The 803-nt window shown below is 59.9% G+C and carries 1 protein-coding gene and 1 pseudogene; one reads left to right on the top strand and one right to left on the bottom strand.

Annotated features, from left to right (window positions below; translation table 11 throughout):
- Nucleotides 1-27 precede the first annotated feature (27 nt).
- Nucleotides 28-591 carry a DUF1003 domain-containing protein gene (locus EN969_RS33540; RefSeq protein WP_024503559.1) on the bottom strand — a complete coding sequence of 188 codons (564 nt, stop codon included), beginning with the start codon at nucleotides 589-591 and terminating at the stop codon, nucleotides 28-30.
- Nucleotides 592-683: 92 nt separating this feature from the next.
- Here EN969_RS33540 and EN969_RS36485 point away from each other — a divergent pair.
- Nucleotides 684-803, top strand: a pseudogene (locus EN969_RS36485) (DNA-3-methyladenine glycosylase I); the annotation flags it as partial.

The raw sequence follows: 803 nt of genomic DNA, 5'->3' as shown, positions 1-803 counted from the left end.
GTTCGATGAAATGGTGGATCGCGTCGGTCATGAAGCCGACTGCTGCGAAGACAGCCTTTCGTCGATCCGCTTGATCATCTCGGTCAGTTGCACGATCTCGTCGCGCATGCCGAGAATCTGGCCGTGGCGCAGTTCATCCAGCTTTTCATGCAGCGCCATGATCTCGATCTCGGCTTTCAGGTTGACCTCGTAATCGTGGGCGGCGTCGATGCGGTCGCGTTCGGTCTGGCGGTTCTGCGCCATCATGATCACAGGCGCCTGCAAGGCGGCTACCATCGACAAAACGAGATTGAGGAAGATGAACGGGTAGGGATCGAAGGCGTCACGCGACAGCAGCCAGACATTGCCCGCCGTCCATAAGACCAGAAAGGCGATGAAGGTCAGGATGAAGGACCATGACCCGCCGATGCGGGCGATCGTATCGGCAAGCCGGTCGCCGAAGGTCTGGTGGAAGGCAACGGCCTTGTTGGTGTCGCGCGAGATGGTGGTGCGTTCGAGCGTCGATTGCAGCACCCGGCTTTCGAGCTGGCTGAGGCCGTCCGGCCGCCGCTTGAGCCAGCGGTTCGCCAGATCGTCGATCGTCTTGTTCATGGCCATCTCCAGGGTCTTAGGCTTGCCGTAAGAGGTAGAGGCTGCCGGCTCACACGGGAAGTGTTAGATTGATTCCAGTTGCCGAGGGACCAATGGCCGATTTCAAGAAAATTCGCGCTCGCGCCGCAAAACGTAAGGGCGGCGAAGAGGAACTGACGTCGCTGCTTGGTCCGGCGCCTGACAATGCCGCCGTGGCTGACATCCCCGATGAC

Source organism: Mesorhizobium sp. M7A.F.Ca.CA.003.01.2.1 (genome assembly GCF_003998945.1).
Taxonomy (GTDB): domain Bacteria; phylum Pseudomonadota; class Alphaproteobacteria; order Rhizobiales; family Rhizobiaceae; genus Mesorhizobium; species Mesorhizobium ciceri.
This window is presented reverse-complemented; position numbering and strand designations above follow the sequence as displayed.

Bases quoted from the DNA above. Each gene is read 5' to 3' on its own strand.
- EN969_RS33540 (WP_024503559.1), bottom strand. From the start codon at position 591: ATGAACAAGACGATCGACGATCTGGCGAACCGCTGGCTCAAGCGGCGG.